This window comes from Synechococcus sp. R6-7, from assembly GCF_047461695.1.
Classification (GTDB): Bacteria; Cyanobacteriota; Cyanobacteriia; order Thermostichales; family Thermostichaceae; genus Thermostichus.
Window position 1 is genome coordinate 1 of the sequence record NZ_JANSHS010000460.1, and the last position, 4,589, is coordinate 4,589.

Below are 4,589 nucleotides of genomic sequence, written 5' to 3' on the forward strand. Positions count from 1 at the left end.
CCCAAAGAAAGCATGGCAGCCGACATAGCAGAGGTTCTCTCTTCATCCATACCCACAGGCAGTGTGGAAGCTAAAGGTAGCCCGTCGGGGGTGACCACTGCTGCTCCCTGGACTTCCGGTGTGTTGGCAACATAGCTCTGGAGGATCGCCTGCAAAGAGGACAGATTAGCCATCCTATATCTCCCTGCTGATTCACTGTTTCTAATGGTTTTACCCGAAAACCGAAAACATGACTGCAAATATCCCTATGCTTTTATTTTTCGCGCATGCCCTTGAGGAGGGTGGCTAATCGACTGACCAGAGAAGGCTTGACGGGGCCGCCCTCATCCTGGAGACCAGGCACCCTTGCCCCCAGCCTCTCCCTCACCGGCTCGGGATTCACCTCCTCAGCAATCGACTTGGACAGCTCCCAGTGACCAGACCGAGCCAGAACCGTTGGCCCCTCACAAGGGCTGATCAACCCCAGCTTGGCCAGACGGGCACAGGCATAGCGCACCTCCAGCAGGTCTGCCCCCAGTGCTTGAGCCAAAGCCGTCAGCTTGCGGGAAGGCGACACCTGCTCCAGGATCCCCCACTCCAGCGCAGAAAGTTTGAACAGAGGCAGTTCGGTGCTGGTACGCCAAAAGCAGCTATCGGGCTCTGGCAGGTCTTTTTCGGGCTGCTGCTCTAGCTTGAGCTGCTGCAGGGCTTCCAGGACGGCAGCGGTGGCGCCTTTGCTCAGGCCGGTCATTTCTCGGTAGGGCATGGGCACGTTGGGCAGGAAGCTGAACTGTCCGGATTCGAGGGCGAAGAGGCTGTAGAGGCCGGTTTGCAGTTGATGGCGAAAGAGCTTGGCCAAATCTACGGGCGAGATCAACCCTTGCCGCTGCAGGCAACGCCCCAGAGGCTCCTCCAAGCCCCTAGCGACCAACTGGCTGACCACCTGCTCGTCCACCAAGCCAAAGCGCGTCAGCAGGCTTTCCAAACGATGCTTTTCTTCAGGGGCGAGGGCGGCGACCACCCGACCTTGGTAAAACCAAATCCGCTGAATGCCATTGGGTGCCCAGATGGATAATTGCCCTGCTTTCTTACCCTTTTCCATTAAATGCAACAGGTCGCATAAGGAAAATTCCTGAAGATCTCCAAGCATCGCCATACTTTTGCTCCCTTCACCGCTGCAAGATGCGCTTTCCCAGTATTTTCACGGTTTTTGCTTTGCTAAGCAAGAAACCAGAAGATGCGCTTACAGCTTGGTTTCGGCCTAATCTTACAACCAAATCCTCAAAAGTTAAAGCGGATTAATCTTTCTAATCAAATGTAATCGAAGTTGCCGAATTTTTGGCTTGGACGCAGCGGAAATTGTGTCAGAAGCTCGGTAAAACCTCGGAAGACTTAACGATCGATACTTAGTCATTCGTAGTTTTTAACACTTTTTTAGCTGCGGCTACTCGAAGATCTACGGGGTACAAAAGTTCGCCTCAAAAGGAGTGAATTGAGGATTACACTGAGGGAACTCAAGGCCATGAAGCCCCCGGCAATAGCTGGGCTCAGCCCAATGCCAAAGGCGGGCAAGAGCGCGCCTGCTGCCACCGGGATCCCTACCAGGTTGTAGCCGACAGCCCAGAGGAGGTTCTGCTGGATCTTGCGGAAGGTGGCGCGGCTGAGGCGGATAGCTTCCACCACATCCCAGAGGCGGTTGCGCATGAGGATGATATCGGCGGTTTCTAAGGCCGCATCAGTGGCTGAGTGCAGGGCGATGCCCACATCGGCTTGGGCCAAAGCCGGAGCGTCGTTAATGCCATCTCCCACCATGGCAACTCTCTGGCCTTGGGTCTGCAGGTCGCGGATGACTTGAGCTTTGTCTGCCGGGTGAACCTCGGCGATAACGCGGATCCCGGGCACTTGCAGAGCTTCGGCTACCTGCTTGGCCACCTCAGCCCGATCGCCAGTAAGCAGCATCACCTGCAAGCCCATCTTTTGCAGTTGTCGCAGTGTTGCCTGCGCATCGGGCCGCAAGGGATCCTGGGCTGCCAGCAGCCCCACCAGGGATCCCTCTACAGCCACGCCCACCACCGTTTTGCCGGCTGCCAGTAGCGCCTCGGCCTGGGCCTGGGTCTCCTGGGACAGCGGGATCCCCAAAGCAGCCAGCCCATCCAGGGATCCCAACACCACTTCCTGCCCTTCCACTTGGGCGGCGACTCCTATCCCCGGCTGGGTTTGAAACTCGCCGGCGGAGAGCAACGGCAAACCCTGGGTGCGGGCGGCTTGCAAAATGGCTTGCGCCAGAGGGTGGCGAGTGCCGCTTTCCACTGTGGCCGCCAGTTGGAGTAGGCGATTGGGATCCAGGGAGGGGTCAAGGCTGAGACAGTCCGTCAGGTGGGGATCCCCTTGGGTGAGGGTGCCGGTTTTGTCGAAGACCACCGTTTGCAAGCGATGGGCTTTCTCCAGAACATCTCCCCCTCGGATGAGCAAACCCCGCTCGGCTCCCAAGCCAGTACCCACCAGGATGGCCATCGGCGTAGCCAATCCCAAAGCACAGGGGCAGGCCACCACCAAAACGGCAATGGCCATCTTGAGGCTGCTGAGCAGGGGTGTGGGGTGAGGGGGATGGTCACCCAGATGCAGATGGGCGTGCAGGCTGAACCCCGCCAGGACGAAGTGCTCCGCACCGCCGCTCCCCCAAAGCGGGATCCCAATCCAGTACCAGAACCCAAAGGTGAGAATGGCCAGCGTGACCACCCCATAGGTGAAGTAGCCCGCCACCTGGTCGGCTATCCCTTGGATGGGGGCCTTGCGAGCTTGGGCCTCTTCCACCAGGCGGATGATCTGGGCCAAGGTGGTGTCTTTCCCGGTGCGCGTCGCCCGGCACAGCAGCAACCCCGATTGGTTCAGCGTTCCCGCCACCACGGGATCCCCCACTTGTTTCAGCACCGGCAGGGGTTCCCCTGTCAGCATCCCCTCGTTGACCGTGGCCTGGCCGGCAATGACCTCTCCATCCACCGGGATCTGTTCGCCGGCCCGCACTTGGAGCCAATCCCCCACTCGCACCTGTTCGACAGGGCACCATTCTCCGGTTTGGGATCCCAGATCCAGGTTCCCCTCTGGGCTGGAAGCCAGAGATCCCGCCTTCTCTGCAGGCTGAACCCGCCGAGCCAAACTGGGACACAAGCTCACCAGCGATTGCAGGCTGCTGGCCGCCCGCAGGCGGCTGTGCTGTTCCAAGGCCCGTCCCAACAGGATGAAGCTGAGCATCATGACGGGCTCGTCGAAAAAGCACTCCCAGCCCACCTGAGGGGCCAACAACCCCGCCAGACTGGCCAGGTAGGCCGATCCGGATCCCAAGGTAACCAAGGTGTTCATGTTGGGGGCCAGCCGCCGCGCCCCTCTCCAACCATCCAGGACAATGCCGCGAGCTGGGCCGACAAAAGTCAAGGTCGCCAAGCCCCAGTGCAGCCAGACATCATTAAGGAGGGGCAAGCCCAGACGGGCGAAGAGATCCAAGTGTCCGGCGGCAGAAATCAGCAGCAAAAAAGCGGCGGTGAGCGCTTGGCGAATGTGGTGTCGGGTCTGCTGTCGCTGCCGAGAGAGGGGATCCGCGGCATCTTCCCGCCCAGCGGCAGGGGAAGTTTGGTCTTGATAGGGCTCCGCACCGCTGACGCGAACGGAACTCCCGCCGGAGAGGGCCTCACCCTCTAAACTGTAGCGGCTGGGAAACCCTGCCTCTGTCAAAATCTGGGCCAGGTGCTGCGGGTCGGGCCGGATCCCAGGGGCAAACTCCACAAGGGCCGACTCGGTAACCAGGTTAACGCTGGCCTTAACCACCCCCGGCTGTCTCAGCAGGGCCTGCTCAACGGTGCGAACGCAGCCGGCACAACTCATGCCCCCCACGTGGAGAATCAGGGATCCCGCCTGAGAAGGCACTGTGGGCCCATTCTGGTCAGCCGGATCCCTTGGCCTGTCTGCTTTGTGGGTCAAAGTGCTCCGCACTGCTGACGCGAATGCATCTGGGATGGCCATCTTTGTTCTCCCGTGGTTGACAGACTCCTGGCCCTACTGGCTGCAGTAGGACAGAGCTCTAAATCTCATTTTTTGCCAAACTCAATCGTAGGACTGGGATCCCGGCAACAAAGTGCTCCCCACCGCTAACGCAAACGGCAAGGGAACAGAAAGCAACAACTAGGCAGCGCGGGCAGGCGGGGACATAAAGCTGGGGGGAATGGACTCGGGAACATACCTTTGCAAAATATCCTCGATGGTCTGCATCGCTTCCGCATCCAACGACCAGCCCCAAAGGCCGGATATTGCCTCCAGATGATAGGGCTTGCGTGCCCCCCACAGCGCCACACTCACCCCCGGTTGATCCAGCAGCCAGCGCACCGCCAACTGGGCCAAGGTCTTGCCATAGCGATCCTGAGCAAACCGGCTCAATGCCTCTGCCGCTTTTAGGTACTGGGAGTAGCGCGGTTCAACAAACTTGGGATCGATCCCGGCGCGCATGTCCCCTGGGGGGAAGGTGGTTTGCGGCGTCATCCGTCCGCTCAGCAGACCTCGGCAGAGGGGACTGTACACCAAAGTGTGAATGCCGTGCTGATACATTTACGCTGAACACT

General features: G+C 59.6%; 4 protein-coding genes. All 4 read right to left on the bottom strand.

Annotated elements, in window-relative coordinates:
- A partial coding sequence (locus NW815_RS12715; RefSeq protein ID WP_414388470.1) for a roadblock/LC7 domain-containing protein occupies window positions 1-173 on the bottom strand: 173 nt, incomplete at its 3' end.
- An 80-nt stretch (window positions 174-253) separates the two neighbouring features.
- Entirely contained in the window at window positions 254-1,081 is an 828-nt protein-coding gene (locus tag NW815_RS12720; protein WP_414416084.1) for a DUF4388 domain-containing protein, read from the bottom strand.
- A 332-nt stretch (window positions 1,082-1,413) separates the two neighbouring features.
- The gene (locus NW815_RS12725; RefSeq protein WP_414388468.1) at window positions 1,414-3,996 is read right to left on the bottom strand and encodes a heavy metal translocating P-type ATPase; all 2,583 of its coding nucleotides are present in this window, start codon (window positions 3,994-3,996) and stop codon (window positions 1,414-1,416) included.
- Between the two features lie 159 nt (window positions 3,997-4,155).
- On the bottom strand, window positions 4,156-4,575 hold the full coding sequence (locus NW815_RS12730) for an aldo/keto reductase (RefSeq protein ID WP_414331959.1): 420 nt from the start codon (window positions 4,573-4,575) through the stop codon (window positions 4,156-4,158).
- Between the last annotated feature and the right edge of the window lie 14 nt (window positions 4,576-4,589).